The sequence below is a fragment of the Phyllobacterium sp. SB3 genome (assembly GCF_040009165.1).
In the GTDB taxonomy this organism is placed as follows: Bacteria; Pseudomonadota; Alphaproteobacteria; order Rhizobiales; family Rhizobiaceae; genus Phyllobacterium.
The window spans coordinates 813,043-829,185 of sequence record NZ_JBDYKI010000003.1 but is presented as its reverse complement, the minus strand read 5'-3'; the positions used below and the strand labels follow the sequence as shown (position 1 = coordinate 829,185).

General features: G+C 52.0%; 16 protein-coding genes. 4 read left to right on the top strand and 12 right to left on the bottom strand.

What is annotated here, in order from left to right:
* The first annotated feature begins 373 nt into the window (after positions 1 to 373).
* On the top strand, positions 374 to 1,627 hold the full coding sequence (locus ABKW30_RS15180; protein ID WP_348599825.1) for a cyclopropane-fatty-acyl-phospholipid synthase family protein: 1,254 nt from the start codon (positions 374 to 376) through the stop codon (positions 1,625 to 1,627).
* The gene (locus ABKW30_RS15175) at positions 1,624 to 1,983 is read left to right on the top strand and encodes a hypothetical protein (protein ID WP_348599736.1); all 360 of its coding nucleotides are present in this window, start codon (positions 1,624 to 1,626) and stop codon (positions 1,981 to 1,983) included. Before ABKW30_RS15180 ends, ABKW30_RS15175 begins: the two co-directional genes overlap by 4 nt.
* A gap of 161 nt (positions 1,984 to 2,144) precedes the next feature.
* On the opposite strand, the gene ABKW30_RS15170 is transcribed toward ABKW30_RS15175, so the two are convergent.
* Positions 2,145 to 2,636 (bottom strand): Lrp/AsnC family transcriptional regulator, encoded by a 492-nt coding sequence (locus ABKW30_RS15170; RefSeq protein WP_348599735.1) that lies wholly within the window; start codon positions 2,634 to 2,636, stop codon positions 2,145 to 2,147.
* A gap of 150 nt (positions 2,637 to 2,786) precedes the next feature.
* On the opposite strand from ABKW30_RS15170, the gene ald reads away from it, so the two are divergent.
* Positions 2,787 to 3,902 (top strand): alanine dehydrogenase, encoded by a 1,116-nt coding sequence (gene ald, locus ABKW30_RS15165; protein ID WP_348599734.1) that lies wholly within the window; start codon positions 2,787 to 2,789, stop codon positions 3,900 to 3,902.
* A gap of 47 nt (positions 3,903 to 3,949) precedes the next feature.
* Here ald and ABKW30_RS15160 read toward each other — a convergent pair whose 3' ends face one another.
* The 8 genes from ABKW30_RS15160 to ABKW30_RS15125 all read right to left on the bottom strand — a co-directional run bounded on the left by ABKW30_RS15160 (position 3,950) and on the right by ABKW30_RS15125 (position 10,871).
* Positions 3,950 to 4,423: a DUF1203 domain-containing protein gene (locus ABKW30_RS15160; protein ID WP_348599733.1), complete on the bottom strand. Its 474-nt coding sequence runs from the start codon at positions 4,421 to 4,423 to the stop codon at positions 3,950 to 3,952.
* Positions 4,424 to 4,505: 82 nt separating this feature from the next.
* Positions 4,506 to 4,991 carry a hypothetical protein gene (locus tag ABKW30_RS15155; protein WP_348599732.1) on the bottom strand — a complete coding sequence of 162 codons (486 nt, stop codon included), beginning with the start codon at positions 4,989 to 4,991 and terminating at the stop codon, positions 4,506 to 4,508.
* A 25-nt stretch (positions 4,992 to 5,016) separates the two neighbouring features.
* Positions 5,017 to 5,535, bottom strand: a complete 519-nt coding sequence (locus ABKW30_RS15150; protein WP_348599731.1) for a GNAT family N-acetyltransferase — start codon at positions 5,533 to 5,535, stop codon at positions 5,017 to 5,019.
* Positions 5,536 to 5,539: 4 nt separating this feature from the next.
* Entirely contained in the window at positions 5,540 to 6,391 is an 852-nt protein-coding gene (gene sseA, locus ABKW30_RS15145) for a 3-mercaptopyruvate sulfurtransferase (protein WP_348599730.1), read from the bottom strand.
* A gap of 1 nt (position 6,392) precedes the next feature.
* A complete protein-coding gene (locus ABKW30_RS15140) occupies positions 6,393 to 7,139 on the bottom strand; it encodes an alanyl-tRNA editing protein (protein WP_348599824.1) in 747 nt (248 codons plus the stop codon).
* The gene (locus ABKW30_RS15135; RefSeq protein WP_348599729.1) at positions 7,139 to 8,170 is read right to left on the bottom strand and encodes a cysteine synthase A; all 1,032 of its coding nucleotides are present in this window, start codon (positions 8,168 to 8,170) and stop codon (positions 7,139 to 7,141) included. Before ABKW30_RS15135 ends, ABKW30_RS15140 begins: the two co-directional genes overlap by 1 nt.
* A 177-nt stretch (positions 8,171 to 8,347) precedes the next feature.
* Positions 8,348 to 9,691 carry a DEAD/DEAH box helicase gene (locus ABKW30_RS15130; protein ID WP_348599823.1) on the bottom strand — a complete coding sequence of 448 codons (1,344 nt, stop codon included), beginning with the start codon at positions 9,689 to 9,691 and terminating at the stop codon, positions 8,348 to 8,350.
* Positions 9,692 to 10,007: 316 nt separating this feature from the next.
* On the bottom strand, positions 10,008 to 10,871 hold the full coding sequence (locus tag ABKW30_RS15125; protein ID WP_348599728.1) for a DMT family transporter: 864 nt from the start codon (positions 10,869 to 10,871) through the stop codon (positions 10,008 to 10,010).
* A 107-nt stretch (positions 10,872 to 10,978) separates the two neighbouring features.
* On the opposite strand from ABKW30_RS15125, the gene ABKW30_RS15120 reads away from it, so the two are divergent.
* Positions 10,979 to 12,391 carry a PLP-dependent aminotransferase family protein gene (locus ABKW30_RS15120; RefSeq protein ID WP_348599727.1) on the top strand — a complete coding sequence of 471 codons (1,413 nt, stop codon included), beginning with the start codon at positions 10,979 to 10,981 and terminating at the stop codon, positions 12,389 to 12,391.
* Here the strand turns inward: ABKW30_RS15120 and ABKW30_RS15115 are convergent.
* The 3 genes from ABKW30_RS15115 to ade are packed head-to-tail and all read right to left on the bottom strand — an operon-like array spanning position 12,367 to position 15,977.
* Positions 12,367 to 12,897 (bottom strand): DUF1697 domain-containing protein, encoded by a 531-nt coding sequence (locus tag ABKW30_RS15115; RefSeq protein WP_348599726.1) that lies wholly within the window; start codon positions 12,895 to 12,897, stop codon positions 12,367 to 12,369. The genes ABKW30_RS15120 and ABKW30_RS15115 overlap by 25 nt on opposite strands.
* Positions 12,898 to 12,906: 9 nt before the next feature.
* Complete coding sequence (ilvA, locus tag ABKW30_RS15110) at positions 12,907 to 14,166, bottom strand: threonine ammonia-lyase IlvA (protein ID WP_348599725.1); 1,260 nt, start codon at positions 14,164 to 14,166, stop codon at positions 12,907 to 12,909.
* Positions 14,163 to 15,977 (bottom strand): adenine deaminase, encoded by a 1,815-nt coding sequence (gene ade / locus ABKW30_RS15105; protein WP_348599724.1) that lies wholly within the window; start codon positions 15,975 to 15,977, stop codon positions 14,163 to 14,165. Before ade ends, ilvA begins: the two co-directional genes overlap by 4 nt.
* Positions 15,978 to 16,143 lie beyond the last annotated feature (166 nt).

Sequence of the window (16,143 nt, the reverse complement as noted above, 5' to 3'; positions counted from 1 at the left end):
TCTTACTGCGCATGTAAACATTCAACCGCTTACAATTCTTAGTAGTACATGAACACGCATATATATTACTAAATACACCTATATGTATACGTTTGACGTAATCTGTCTAAACTTGAGGTGGTTTTGTCGTTTTTTGTCTTTTTTTGACACGCGAAGAAAATGAAGCGGAAATTTGCGTTTTCTGAAGACCAGCATACCCTCACTCCGACATCTCCAACACAAATTTGAAACCAGTCGATCCAGCAAGCCCACAAACTCGTATCAGAGAAAGACAATCCTACCGGGCATGCCCTGAAGGGAAAAATCTCTTGAACAATTGTTCTTTGGGGGAAATATTGAGTCAGCAAACTGAAAGCCTGGACCAATGACTGATATGAAAACAACATTTTCCTCCGAAAGTCTGGCGCAGTTGAAATGGTTGACGCCTGAAAATGTCGGGGCTGCGCTAAAGGGATTCCCGTTAAAAGTGCAGGCCGCATTGCGTGCTGCCGTGCACTTGCCTAGGGGCACATTGACGATCACCACGCCCGACAAGCAAGTCTTCAAAGTTGGCGGCAAACAGACCGGCCCGGACGCTTCACTGATTCTCCATAACTGGAATTTGCCGCGACGGGCATTTTCCGGCGGAACAATCGGTGTGGCAGAATCATACATGGACGGCGATTGGGATAGTCCCGATGTCACCACCTTTCTGGAGCTGTTCGTTGTAAACGAACAGGTTGGCGAGGACATTGCCGGCGGATCAAACTGGTTCATCAGCACTGTACAGCGCCTGCGTCACTGGCTGAATGAGAATACCCGAACTCGTTCGCGCAAGAACATTTCTGCTCATTATGATCTTGGCAACGCATTCTACCGGGAATGGCTTGATCCGACGATGACCTATTCGTCCGCTTTGTACACCGAAGGCGCCAACGATCTCGAAAGTGCCCAGACGGCAAAATACCGTGCCCTCGCCCGAAACATCGGAATCACATCCGGCTCAAGCGTATTGGAGATCGGCTGCGGCTGGGGTGGTTTTGCTGAGTTTGCCGCCCGTGAAATTGGCGCAAAAGTCACCGGACTGACAATCAGTCGCGAACAATTCAATTATGCAACCCAGCGTATGCAAAAAGCGAATCTGTCCGACAAGGTCGATATCAAGTTTCAAGACTACCGCGATGAAACCGGCAAATATGACCACGTGGCATCAATCGAGATGTTCGAAGCGGTTGGCGAGAAATATTGGCCGGTTTTCTTTTCAAAGGTGAGAGAGTGCCTGAAGCCCGGCGGCAGTGCGGGCATGCAGATCATCACCATCAACGACAAGTCGTTTGAGCGCTACCGCAAGCGTCCGGATTTTATCCAGCGTTATGTGTTCCCCGGCGGCATGCTTCCGACGCCAACCAAGTTGAAAAGTCTCGGCAAGGACTTCGGCCTCGACATGTATCGCGAGAATATCTTTCCACAGGACTATGCCAGGACATTGGTGGAGTGGCGTGAACGTTTTTGGGGCTCATGGGACCGCTTGCGCAATCTCGGGTTTGACGTCCGCTTCAAAAAACTCTGGGAGTTTTATCTCTTCTACTGCGAAGCCGGCTTTCGTTCGGAATATATTGATGTTCGGCAGGTTTTCTATAAATCATGAGCACACAAGATTTGGACAGGGTGTTTGAGCGGGTCTGGTCTTTGGCAGATTTGCTTCACCTGCCCGAGTTGGTGAAAAGCACAACCCATGGCACGCCATCGTTGAAGGTTAAGTCTGCCTTCATCGGCCGGCTTAAAGATGCGGACAGTTTCGCCATACATTGTCCGCTGGAAGAAAAACCTTTTCTGATGGAAAGCGCTCCTCACATTTATTTCGAGACGGATCACTATAAGGGTTGGCCATATATACTAATTCGCCTTGAGGCGATTTCAGACGAAGAGCTTGCCCACCGCATAAAATTGGCTTGGCTTGCCAAGGCTCCCGTCAAGCTGAAAAAAGCAGTTTCGGCCGATTAGCCGCGCTAACTCGCGTCATCTGTGAAAAAACTCAGTTCAGGCTGAGCTTCAGACCAAAATCAAATCATCTCACGGTAAAATCTGCCAGACCCACAGCAAATTGGTCGATTTTCACAGCAAATTCGCTATCTGGAGATGCAAAATGGTTGTGCTTAGGCGAGTTAAGAATTTGTTGCGATTTCGATAAGGGCTGTCTCGACTCCTAACCCCGTTCTGTCAGCTACTTCCCGAAGCGCAAAAGACGAGTTGATCTTGGTGACATGTGGCATGGCCGAGAGCCAGAACTTGTGAATACGCTCGTAGTCCTCAAGATCTTTGGCAGCAATGCGAAGTAAATAATCGTATTCGCCCGACATGAGATAGCAAACCAGGACGTTCGGACAACGCCGGACTGCTGTTTCAAACTCACGCAGTTGCTTGTCTGCCTGACCCGAAAGCGAAATATTGACGATTACCGTAACTGAATGGCCGAGCATTTTGTTGGATAAACGTGCGTGATATCCGCGAATAACTCCGGACTTTTCAAGCAGGTCCAAACGTCGGGAACAAGCGGACTGCGAGAGACCAACTTTCTCGGCAAGCGTCGCATTCGACATGCGCCCATCTTTCTGCAAATTGTCGAGTATGGCGATATCAATCCTGTCCAGCGACATTGTTCGAACAATCCATCGTTAATTGGCTTTATAGCGCAAGAATACGCGAATATCTCTTCATGGTCGAGGGTATTTGGCAAGGACATGCGACTGAAGATGTGGTGTTATATCGCTCCCAATAGGCAAAACAGAACAATATGAGGAGGCGTTATGCGCGTTGGATGCCCGAAGGAAATCAAAAACCATGAATATCGCGTCGGCCTCACTCCGGGTGCCGTACGCGAATATGTTGCCCATGGCCATCAGGTCATAATCCAGTCCGGAGCTGGCGCGGGAATTGGCGCAGACGATGGAGCCTATCAGGCTGCTGGCGCCAAGATAGTCAAGACTGCAGAAGAAGTATTCCAGCAGTCTGACATGATCGTGAAGGTTAAAGAGCCACAGCCATCCGAGTGGTCGCAGCTTCGCGAAGGTCAACTCCTTTATACTTATCTTCACCTTGCTCCAGATCCCGAGCAGACCAAAGGTCTTCTGAATTCCGGTGTCACTGCGATAGCTTACGAAACTGTGACGGACGAGCGTGGCGGACTGCCATTGCTTGCGCCCATGTCCGAAGTTGCTGGTCGCCTTGCCATTCAGGCCGGTGCAACTGCTTTGCAGAAGGCAAATGGCGGTCGCGGTGTCTTGCTCGGCGGTGTTCCCGGCGTTCTTCCGGGTAAAGTTACTATCATTGGCGGCGGTGTCGTCGGCATCAATGCCGCTCAAATGGCAGCTGGCCTTGGCGCGGATGTTACTATCCTTGATCGCTCGATCCCACGGTTGCGTCAGCTCGATGATTTGTTCCACGGCCGCATCCATACACGCTACTCAACCATTGAAGCCCTTGATGAAGAAGTGTTTTCTGCCGATATCGTTGTTGGAGCCGTGCTCATTCCGGGTGCTGCCGCGCCCAAATTGGTGACACGCGAAATGCTTTCCGGCATGAAAAAAGGTGCCGTAATCGTTGACGTCGCTATCGATCAGGGCGGCTGCTTCGAGACGTCTCATGCAACGACCCATTCCGAGCCAACCTACGAAGTTGATGGCGTAATTCATTACTGCGTCGCCAATATGCCGGGTGCCGTTCCTGTAACCTCGGCCCATGCGCTTAACAACGCTACCCTGCAGTACGGCCTGCAATTGGCGGATCGCGGCGTCAAGGCGCTGATCGACAACCCGCATTTGCGCAACGGTCTGAATGTACACAAAGGCCGCATCACCAATAGCGCGGTTGCCGAAGCTCTCGGCCTAGAGGTGTTCGAGGCTAAGTCAGTTCTAGCTGCTTGATTTTACTCATAAAAAATGGAAAAGCCCGGAATTGCTCCGGGCTTTTTTCATGCCGTTTCGATCCTGCATTGAAAGCAATTGTTTCTTGCTGATCGCATATGGACATAGGCAATGTCGTCACGGGCCAGCAATTCGCTAGCTCTCTCAATTACGTTACTCGTTTCAATCACTCCGCCCGTGCCATAAACGATCCGGTCTTGGCAGGAATACCCTCTAACAATGAAGCCTTTGCTTTCGTTGAACATTTCCGGCATTTCGACCGATTCAGGATATCGCTCGCATTCATCCGCATGCAGGAAGACCGGGCCGGTTTCCGCATAGGGCTGAGGCGCTGGAAATGGCCGATGTGACAGGATCAGGTACTTCGCGCCTGCCTTTACATTGTGCAGGCAATGTCTGCACGGCACCCCATCCCCGTTCGATGGGTGTGTTTCGGGACTTTGCCCATTGGCGTCGGCACCACCAGACTGATAGTGCCGCGCCATTGTTGTTGTCATAGCTATAAATCGAACCGTGGTCATAACTGTCTCCTTCGAAATCAAAGGAAACACATTAGAGTAGCGTCAAACCACCCGATTCATGCAACTACGCGCTTCGGAGCCGCTATTTTGTTACGATGACGCGAAACTCAAAATAATCGTAAAACTCTCTGGGATTTCCAGCTACTTGTCCTGAAATCCTCACCCGGTCTTCACCCACATACCCTGGATTCGATACATAAATTGGAGCCAAGGCCGAGATTTTCCGGGAATTGCATTTATGCAATTTGTGTCCCGGTTCATATGTGGTTGAAGTCGTAGAGCGAACAATACTTACAGATCCATGTACAGGCTCGGACACGATTTTAAGAGCTGGAGGACGGGCGCTTGAACAATCTTCGTTAACCTTGAAAACATTGGTTAACAGCTGTTTTTGACCAGACTTAGCGTGAATAACCATTGTTGTGGAGCCAGTATATGTTTTTGATAGATCAGTTGATTGGCAGCCCCCAGTAACCAAACCAATTGAAACGACCGTCATAACGGTCAATGTGGCCCTCAGCATCATTTTTCCCCCGAAAAATGGTAAGTAATTTGGTGTAGTTTTCATCTTTGATCAGAGAATGTCGAAGCAATCAATCCCATGTCTCAATTTCGGCTTCTGCAAAACTGACCGGTTTAAACCCCATTCTTTGATACATTTGCAGCGCACGCGGGCTATCAAGCGTGTTCGTCTCGATAATCACTTTTTGCGGGCTGCTCATCCAGGCAGTTGAAATGGCTTCATTCAAGAAAAACTTGGCCAGTCCACGCCCCTGAAACTCGGGAATAAGGCCAAAATAGAGTATTTCCGCCACACCGGGTTCTTGGTCAATCACCAATTCGAAGAAGCCTGCCGGAGAACCATCAACATGAAGAACATGAATTTCCACATTGTCGCGATGGATAATTGCCGAAAGCGCTTCATCATTGAGCTTGCGATGGACGGACCAATGGTGCGGCTTTCCCACCTGCTCATACAGGAAACGGTAAAATGGTAGAGAAATCCTGGTGGCGCGCATGATCGCCAGTTTGTAACTGGCTGGCGTCGGAATAGCCGCCGTGGGTCGATCCGTCATTTCCAGATGAGTGACGCGTGTCTTGAGGATAGCCATTTACTCAGGCATCGCCTGTAACGACAGGGGTATCTTTTGCTCCAGCCCACTCGGTCCATGATCCATCATACAAAACATTGTCTTTGTGCCCCAAGGACTCCAGTGCGAGCGTGATTACGGCTGCCGTGATGCCAGAGCCGCAGCTTGTTACAATCGGGCGGGACAAGTCCACGCCCGCCTTATCAAGCACTTGCTTTAATCCGTTGATGTCTTTGAGATATCCGCCATCAGCAAGGCTTGACGATGGCACGCTTCGCGCACCCGGCATATGCCCTGATCGCAAGCCTGCACGCGGTTCCGGCTCAACGCCGGTAAAGCGTCCTGCAGCACGCGCATCGGCGATCTGCCTTGTGTCATTCTCGACGATTTTGTGCATGTCATCAAAGCTCGCGATCTTCGCGGCATCGAAGTTGGCGACAAAGGCAGAGGGTGCGATCTTTGTTACCTCATCGGTAACGGGCCTGCCCGCTTTTTTCCAATTGTCGAAACCGCCATCAAGAAGCAGTACATTTTTGGCGCCCATCGTGCGAAACATCCACCAGACACGAGGCGACGTAAACATTCCGGGGCCGTCATAGACGACGATAGTATCATCGTTTGTGATGCCCATACTGCTGATGGCAGCAGCGAAAGCCTCCGGTTTAGGGAACGTGTGAGGCAAATCGGAGTCATGGTCCGACAGCTTGTCATGGTCAAAAAAGACTGCGCCAGGAATATGCCCTGCATCGTATTCGGCCTTGGGATCGCGATTCTGGAATGGCAGATACCAAGATCCATCGACGACACTTAATCCGGGTTGGCCCAGCCTTTCTTGCAGCCAATCCGGTGACACCACAAAAGCGCTTTTATCGGCCATACTACTCTCCTTCAGGCAAAGCGCCGAAGCGGATACGAAACCGCCTGTTCTCCTTGCCCTTCTTTTCTATTTTTCCGATGTGGATTTGCCCGATTTCACCTGTCGTCGCAACATGCGTTCCACCACAAGGTTGCGAATCTATGGAAGAGTTTTCACCAATACAAACCAGCCTGATGCGACCCGTTCCACTGGGCGGACGGACATTCTTAGACTTGATCAGGCCGGGGTTTGCCGCAAGCTCTTCTTCTGTGATCCAGCGCGTGAAAATAGGATGGTTTGCATTGACCAGCTCCATGAGTTTAGCAGTGGCACTTTCCTTGGTTACACCTGCATCTGGCAGATCAAAATCAACCCGGCTGTCATCTTCACTGACACTTGCTCCGGTAATTGGAAAAGGACAAACAACGCTTAGCAGATGGCATGCCGCGTGCATGCGCATCAGCTTGTAGCGGCGGTCCCAATCAATTCGAAGCAGCAATTTTTCACCAATGTCCGGCACCGGCTGATCAGGCGCGGGAACGTGAATGATCTCCTCTTTCGTCTCGCCCGTCACCGTTGCTGCGATAGCAATTGTGGAGCCATCAGATCGGACAAACACGCCGGTATCACCCGGTTGACCACCGGAAGTGGCGTAGAAATTTGTCTGGTCTGTCAGGATTCCGCCACGCTCATTGACTGCTATTACAGTGGCATTGGTCTCTTTCTGATAGGAGTCATCACGAAAGAGGATTGTCGTATCATAAGCCATCATTTGCTCTCGAACGGTACGGAAATATCAGTCTTTGTCTCCATCCAAAGCGGCACTGGCAAATCTTTCGAGCGCAGGAATTCCGGATTGAAAAGCTTTGACTGGTAGCGATTGCCGTAATCGCAAAGAATCGTCACAATCGTGTGGCCGGGCCCGAGATCGCGAGCCAGATGGATCGCGCCAGCAATGTTGATGCCGGATGACCCCCCGAGGCAAAGGCCCTCCTCGGTGACCAGATCAAATACGATATCGAGCGCCTCAGCATCCGGAATTTGATAGGAGAAATCAGGCGTGAAGCCTTCAAGATTGGCAGTAACACGGCCCTGCCCGATACCTTCGGTAATCGAGCTGCCCTCGGACTTGAATTCTCCTGTGGTGTAATACGAGTACAACGCTGCCCCAAATGGATCGGCAATGGCGATTTTCACTGCATCGTTTTTGGCCTTCAGCCCCATCGCTACGCCGACGAGCGTGCCACCGGACCCGACAGCGGAGACAAAGCCATCGACTTTGCCATCCGTATCGCGCCAGATTTCCTGGGCTGTGGTTTCGACATGGGCTTGCCGGTTCGCAACATTATCGAACTGGTTGGCCCATATTGCGCCATTTGGCTCGCTCTTTGCGAGCTGTTCGGCCAAACGACCGGAGACTTTCACGTAATTGTCCGGATTTTTGTAAGGGACAGCCGGCACTTCCACAAGTTCAGCACCGAGCAGTCGCAGTGCATCCTTCTTTTCCTGGCTCTGCGTCTCAGGAATAACAATAACCGTGCGATAACCGAGCGCTTTTGCAACCATGGTCAAACCGATGCCGGTGTTACCGGCAGTTCCCTCGACAATTACGCCGCCGGGTCGCAACTGACCGCGCTTTTCCGCATCGCGAATAATATAGAGCGCCGCGCGATCTTTGACAGATTGGCCGGGATTCAAGAATTCGGCTTTGCCATAAATCTCGCAACCAGTGAGATCAGACGCCTTCTTGAGACGAATTAACGGTGTATTTCCAATTGCTTCGATTACGGAATTATACATTGCCAAGTCCTTCAATATGCTGGCCTTAAACCTATTTGCACGGACCGCGCCGTTCAAGCGCATAATCTCACATTCTGCGATGACGGGGATAAATCTCTGGGCATAACGAAAAAGGCCACCGGCATTTGTTGCCAGTGGCCTCTTCAGCGATTGAATTTACTTAAAGCAAACTTCTAACTATGCAGCTTTGGCACCAAAGCCTTTTTTGTTCCGGCGGAACGGACGCTTCTGCGCCGGTGCACCACCATCATTGCTCCAGATTTTCTCGCCGCGTGGCTCACGTGGCTTGCCGCCTGCGGGTTGACCGCGATGCGGCTTCTTGTTCTTTGCAGGTGCACCACCATTGCCACCTTCGCGGCGTGGCGGGCGCTGATCACTATTGGCAGCACGGGCTGGCAGGCTGGAAAGATCAATCGGCGAATCTGCCATTGGCAAGCGCATGCGCGTTACACGCTCCACTGCTTTGAATTTTGAACCTTCTTCAGCTGGATCGTAGAGCGTGATGGCATTGCCTGAAGCGCCGTTACGGCCTGTGCGCCCGATACGGTGAACATAGCTCTCCGGCTCATCCGGCAGATCGAAATTGATAACGTGGCTAATACCGACAACGTCAATACCGCGTGCTGCGATGTCGGTAGCAACAAGAATACGCACGGAGCCGTCCTTGAAGCCATTCAAAGCGCGCTGGCGGGCGTTCTGCGACTTGTTGCCATGGATTGCTGCAACGTTATAACCGTCCTTCTCCAAAATGCGGGTAACAGCATCCGCACCGTGCTTGGTACGGGTGAAAACGATGACCGAAGATAGTGTCTCGTCTTTCAGCATAGCCGAAAGAACCTGCTTCTTCTGGCGGGTCGGGATCATATGAACGACCTGCTTGATCTCTGCGGCTGTTGTGCCCTGCGGAGCTACTTCAACGCGAACAGGATTGCGCAGGAGGCTGGCTGCCAGTGTGGCAACTTCCTGTGGCATCGTTGCGGAGAACAAGGCTGTCTGGCGATCACGATGTGTGCCTTTGGCAATCTTCTTCACGTCATTGATGAAACCCATATCGAGCATGCGGTCGGCTTCATCGAGAACGAGCCAGCGTGTCTCGGAAAGATCAATGCGGTTATCACGTACCAAGTCCGTCAAGCGGCCCGGCGTAGCAATCAGAACGTCAACGCCACCCTGCATCTTGTTGATCTGTGCGATACGCGAAACGCCGCCCAGAACGAGCGCTGTCGAGATATGAGCGCCCTTTGCAAGCTTGCGGAAAGTCTCTTCTATCTGAACAGCGAGTTCGCGGGTGGGAGCAAGTACGAGAGCACGGGCAGTCTTACCCTTGCGCTTGTCGCCAATGGTCAAAATTTTCTGCAGGATCGGCAGTGCGAAAGCCGCTGTCTTGCCTGAACCCGTTTGGGCAATGCCAAGGATATCCTGGCCTGCGAGCTGCGCCGGAATGGCCTGTTCCTGAATCTGCTTGGGAGCAGTCATTCCAGCTGCCTCAACTGCCTTAAGCAGGATGGCATTCAGGCCCATAATAGCAAAGCCGTTTGTTTCGATATTTTCCAATTTAAAACTCTCATCTTGGCCAGACGCGATAAATCGCGGGCCATAAAACGCATCGCAGGGCGCAACCTGCATGCAATATTTTCGGATAAACGACGAGACGCGAAAAACCCAAAGGGATCAAGCGACTTGCGCAGCCGTGCCCACCGCATCATGCGGATGGGGCTCAGACGCCACGAGTCCTGTTTCGGAAGACCGGATCAATCCGGCCCAAGCGTCTGAGCGGCATATGGGCTCTTATCACTCAAAAAGCAAACGATTTTATTGTGCGGCGCAAAATACGCCTTTAACTGGCAAAGCGTTTTGCTCCAAAAACACATCCAATCACGGCAATCGTGACAACAATCATCTGCCATCCAACTGCTTCGTGCAGCAATGTGGCTGCAAGGATCAGGCCAAAGAATGGCTGCAACAACTGAAGCTGCCCCACAGCCGCGATGCCGCCCTGCGCCAATCCCCGATACCAGAAAATGAAGCCGATAAGCATCGAGAAGAGCGAAACATAGGTGAGTCCTATCCACGCAGGCTGACCGATGACCACCCAATCATGAGGCAGAACAAATAGTGTCAAAGGCAACATAATGGGCAAAGATAGAACGAGCGCCCAGCAAATGACCTGCCAGCCGCCGAGTTTTCGCGACAATTGTGCTCCCTCCGCGTAACCCAAACCGCAAACAACAATTGCGGCAAACATCAGGAGATCGCCTGTGAATGATGCAGCCAAGTTTTGAGTGAGAGCAAAACCCGCAACCAAAGCGCTACCCAGGCAGGAGAATAGCCAGAACATTGGCCGCATGGTTTCACCAGCCCGCAAAACGCCGAAAATTGCCGTCGAAAGCGGCAAAAGCCCAATGAAAACAATTGAATGCGCTGACGTAATGTGCTGAAGCGCGATAGCGGTTAGAAGCGGAAAACCGACCACGACACCCATCGCAGTCACAAACAAAGGGCGAAGATCGGCCTTTGAGGGCCACTTCTCTTTGAATAGCAGCAAAAGGACCAGACCAAGGAATGCAGCAATTGTGGCTCGCGCACCAGTCAAGAAAATTGGATCGAAATCGGCGACGGCGGCGCGCGTTGCCGGAAGCGATGCGCTGAAGATCAGAACGCCTACAAAGCCATTGACCCAGCCGCTTGTTGTCTTGTCCATAGTATACACCTCAATCTGTACGCCCCTTTAGCCTTTCCGCAAATGGACATTCCAGATACGGTACAGTACAATTTTCGTAAACTGTAATGGACCAATGAGCAGTACAGATGGATGCAAACGGACATGGCGTGACGCGCGTTGAGCAGGTGATGCAGGCGATCAAACAGCGAATTGCTGCGAGATTACTGCTGCCCGGCGCGAAACTGCCATCTATCCGTAGTTTTGCCGAAACAACCGCAGCCTCAAAATCAACCGTGGTCGAAGCTTACGACAGACTGGCGGCGGAAGGACTCATTCAATCACGCCGCGGATCAGGCTTTTATGTTTCTGGTCAATCGGCCCCCCTAACTCTTGCTGAACTCGGACCGAAGCTTGACCACGCCATTGACCCTCTTTGGGTTTCAAGAACGTCGCTGGAGGCAGACGACAGTGTATTGAAGCCGGGGTGCGGTTGGCTGCCTGCTTCATGGATGCCGGAGGAAGGCATTCGTCGTGCATTGCGGGCATTCGCCAGATCAAACGAATCTGCGTTGACCGACTACACATCACCATTAGGCCTGCAACCGCTTCGCCAACTCTTATCCAGAAGACTGGGAGATCACGGCGTCGAGGCGCCGCCCAGTCAGATCATGCTTACCGATTCCGGTACGCAAGCCATTGATCTCCTATGCCGATTTTTAATCGAACCCGGAGACGCAGTGATCGTTGACGATCCTTGCTATTTCAATTTCCATGCCCTGCTGAAAGCGCATCGCGCTAACGTCATTGGCGTTCCCTATACGCCAAACGGCCCCGATCTTGGCCTGTTTGCGCAAGCATTGGAGGAGCATCGGCCACGCCTCTATATCACCAATTCTGCCTTGCATAATCCAACTGGCGCGGTACTTTCGCCGGTAGTGGCGCATCGGCTGTTGAAACTTGCGGAACTTCACAATCTCACAATTGTAGAAGACGATATTTTTGCAGATTTTGAGTATGAACCAGCGCCGCGGCTCGCCGCATTCGATGGGCTCAATCAGGTCGTACACATCGGCAGCTTCTCCAAATCAATCTCGGCATCTGTTCGTTGCGGCTTTATTGCTGCCAGACGTGACTGGATCGAAGGTCTGACGGATTTACGCATCGCCACATCTTTTGGCGGTAGCCGCTTGGGTGCAGAGCTGGTCCTGTTCATGTTGAAGGAAGGCGCATATCGCAAGCATATGGATAGTTTGCGTGCGCAATTGGCGCGCAGCATGGGCGATACCATAACGCGACTGAAGGCGCTTGGCATTGTTCCCTGGAACGAGCCGCGTGGCGGCATGCTGCTGTGGTGCAAACTGCCAGATGGTATCGAAGCTGCCGAAATTGCAAAATATGGTTTGGAGCAAGGCGTTGTTTTCGCACCGGGCAATGTTTTCAGCCAGTCGCAAACCGCCAATTCCTTTATGCGTTTCAATGTTGCCCAGTGCGGTGACAACCGCATATTCGATGTTCTTGCCAAGGCTATGGCGGTTCAGCTGGCCGCAGCAAGAGCCTGAAGCTTCAACACACTGTTCCAATTACGTGCCGTTGCCACGACACCCAATGTCCTCTCGATTTTGGGGAAGAGACGGGCATTCGAAATGCCTTGCGGCGTGTAATAGTAAAGCACCCGCCCCCGTATCTGGAATTCGTCGGGGCCATCTGCTTTTGCCCGCAAAGCCTCTATAGCCTTGTCGTCTGGCTTTTGGTTCATGAGATAAGCATGAAGCTTTGTGGGTTCATTGACTGCTTGAGGAAACGGGTTGTCGGCAACCAGCGTGTTCCATTCAGCGGCACTGGCAATCAGGATGTCTTTCGAGAAATCAAACTGCTTCAAAACGATCGGCGCAATACGCTTTATGACTTTCTCTGCCGAAGCCCGAGATTTGAGGATGACATTGCCAGTGTTGATGTAAGTTTTGACACCTTCAAAGCCTTCTTCGGTTAAAGCAGCGGCCAGCAGTTTTACCGGCAACAATGTTGCACCACCCACACCGCGAAAAAGAACGATCCAAGTCGTCATGGAAGGCCTCTAGATAATCAATCCCGCAATCGTCTCGTTGTCCGTAATGTCCTGATATGCCCAGCCAGCCTCATCGAAACGCTTGAACAATATATCAAAATTCTTTCTGTTCTTGGTTTCAATACCGATGAGCACCGAGCCAAAGTTGCGTGCTGACTTCTTGAGATACTCAAATCGAGCAACGTCATCCTCCGGTCCAAGCAAATCAAGGAATGAACGCAAAGCACCCGGCCTTTGCGGAAAATGGAAGATGAAGTATTTCTTCAGCCCCTCGTAGCGCTGTGACCGCTCCTTCAATTCCGGCAATCGTTCGAAATCGAAATTGCTTCCCGATATCACCAGAACGATCCGCTTGCCTTTGATATCGGCCTTTTTGAAGTCTTTGAGAGCGTCGATAGCAAGCGCACCGGCAGGCTCAACAACGATCCCCTCGATATTGAGCATTTCCAAAATTGTGGAACTAAGCCGGTTTTCCGGAATCAATGTTACAGCGTCCGGGCTGAAGCCTTTGAGAAGCTTGAAGTTTTCCCGCCCGATTTCACCAACTGCGGCGCCATCAACAAAGTTATCGACAGCCTCAAGTTTTACGCGCTTGCCCGACTCAAGACTACGCTTGAGACTTGGCGCACCCGCCGGCTCCACGAAGCGGAACTGTGTTTCCCAGCCAAGCTCCGAAAGATAGCGGGTTACACCACCGGACAGCCCCCCGCCGCCAACAGGCAGGATCATCAGGTCAGGCTTACGCTGATCAGGCAGTTGCGCTGCGATCTCGTGCGCAACCGTTGCCTGCCCCGTAATAATATCCATGTGATCGAAGGGAGGCACCATAACTGCCCCCATCTCGGCCTCAAATGTGCGCGCTGCCGCATAACACTGGTCGAAAATATCGCCAACCAAACGGATTTCTATGAATTCACCACCGAAACTGCGCGTCTTGTCGATCTTCTGCTGCGGTGTCGTAACAGGCATGAAGACCACGCCTTTCTTGCCGAAATGTCGACAAATAAAGGCAAAGCCCTGCGCATGATTTCCGGCTGACGCGCACACGAACACCGCATCGCCTGATGTGTTTGTGTTGAGGTAATGCGAGATAAAATTAAACGCCCCACGGATTTTATAGGAACGGACCGGTGACAGATCCTCGCGTTTCAACCAAATCTGCGCGCCGTATTTCTGCGAAAGATAATGATTGAGTTGCAGCGGCGTTTCGGGAAACAGCACGCGCATTTTTGTAGTCGCTTGGGCAACAGCCTTGGCAAAAGCAGTCATAGAAACAATTCAACCTTCTCAAATGTCCGCACATCGATAATCCCGACATCGGAAATACGCAATTCCGGAATGACGACCAGCGCCAGTAAAGAGTGCTGCATGTAGGCATTGTTCAGGCTGCATCCCATTGCCCGCATTGCGTTGACGAGTTTGTCCGCCTTTGCCGCAACGACTTCAGCGCGCTGGTCTGACATCAATCCTGCAATAGGCATCTCGACGAGAGCCAGCTCACGCCCTTTGGAGAACAACACCACGCCCCCGCCAACCTCACCGAGGCGGTTGGCCGCCTTTGCCATATCTTCCTTATTCGTGCCAACAACAATCATGTGGTGGCTGTCGTGGGCTACAGTCGACGCCATTGCACAATCCAGCGTGTAGCCAAAACCTGAAACGAACCCGTTTACCACCGCTCCTGTCCCTCGATGACGTTCAACCAAAGCAATCTGGCAGACATCATTGCGGCGATCCATCTGAACGATACCATCAGATACCAACAAATCCGCCTCCAGCGCTTTCGTCGGAGCCTGATTTTCAATCACGCCAATTACCCGCGCCGTAACATGTTTTCCCGGCTTTGGTGCTGCAATATCGAAATCCTTGGCTTTCAGTTTCTTGCCAAGTTTGATCGTGTTCTTTGCAAATGACGGGTAGTCATAGGCAGGAATGTCGGCAATCAGCTTGCCCTTTTCCGCCATCAGCGTTCCCCGCGCATAAACGCGGTCAATCACCAGATTGGGAAGATCGGACACGATCAGGAAATCGGCAAGCCGTCCCGGAGTGATCGATCCAATTTCACGCTCAAGCCGGAAATGCTGCGCTGTGTTCAAAGTTGCCATCTGAATGGCTGTAACCGGCTTGAGACCCTGCGCAATCGCATGCCTGACAACGCGGTCCATGTGACCATCATTGACAAGTGTGCCCGAATGGCTGTCGTCAGTGCACAAAATAAAGTTACGCGGATCAAGCCCCTGTTCAGTCACAGCCTTGATTTGACTTGCCACATCATACCAGGCTGACCCGAGGCGAAGCATTGCCCGCATACCCTGCCGGACGCGGGCCATGGCATCCTCCATTCGGGTGCCTTCATGATCGTCTTCCGGACCACCGGCTACATAGCCATGGAAAGCACGTCCCAGCTCCGGCGACGCGAAATGCCCGCCGACGGTCTTTCCTGCTTTGACTGTAGCATCAATACCGCCGCGCATGGTTGCATCATTATTGGCAACGCCCGGAAAATTCATGACTTCGCCAAGCCCGACAATATTTGGCCAGGTCATTGCTTCCGCAACATCTTCCGGGCTGATGGCGGCACCTGCATTTTCCAGACCGGGAGCAGACGGGACACAGCTTGGCATCTGCACATGCACGTTGATAGGCATGCCCAGCGCTTCATCATGCATCAGGCGTACGCCTTCGAGCCCGAGCACATTGGCGATCTCATGCGGATCGATAAACATTGATGTCGTTCCATGAGGAATGACAGCGCGGGTAAATTCGGTGACTGTAACCATGCCACTTTCGACATGCATGTGCGCATCACAAAGACCGGGCACCAGATAGCGGCCTGCAGCATCAATAACCTTGGTCTTTGGCCCGATGCAATGCTCAGCACCATGACCGACAAATGCGAATCGGCCAGCGATAATGGCGATATCGATACCCGCAATGATTTCGCCAGAATAAACGCTCACCAAGCGGCCATTCCGCACGACGAGGTCTGCCGGGCGGCGGCCCATGGCAACATCCACGAGCAATGGAGCCGATTGGGTCCAGCTATCCGGCTTGCTGATGGCTTTTTCTTGCTTCGACATCCAATTACCTCGCCTCGTCATTCTCACGTTGTTCATGCATATACGAAAATGCCCCCGGGCACCCCACTCCAAGAGATTTTATCAAAAATATTTGCGAAGCCCATGAAATGCTTGACATACTGCCCGCGCTTGCTTCCGATAGAGAATTAACATTGCATTGAAACAG